This window comes from Paenibacillus sp. J22TS3, from assembly GCF_018403205.1.
GTDB lineage: Bacteria > Bacillota > Bacilli > Paenibacillales > Paenibacillaceae > Fontibacillus > Fontibacillus tuaregi.
Genome location: NZ_BOSF01000037.1, coordinates 1 through 255 on the forward strand (window position 1 = coordinate 1; position 255 = coordinate 255).

Here is a 255-nt window from a genome sequence, read left to right on the forward strand (position 1 = left end):
TCCGTCAGTAGCGGCGAGCGAACGCGGAACAGCCTAAACCAGAGAGCTTGCTCTCTGGGGTTGTGGGACGTCTCATATGGAGTTACCAAGGATTAGGGTAGGCGAAGAGGTCTGGAAAGGCCCGCGATAAGAGGTAAAAGCCCTGTACCCGAAAGTCTAATCCCTCCGAGACGGATCCCGAGTAGTGCGGGGCACGTGAAACCCCGTATGAATCCGGCAGGACCATCTGCCAAGGCTAAATACTCCCTAGCGACC

The 255-nt window shown here is 56.5% G+C and carries 1 rRNA gene; it reads left to right on the forward strand.

Annotation, left to right across the window (positions count from 1 at the left end):
• A 23S ribosomal RNA gene (locus KJS63_RS25935) occupies positions 1-255 on the forward strand; the annotation flags it as partial.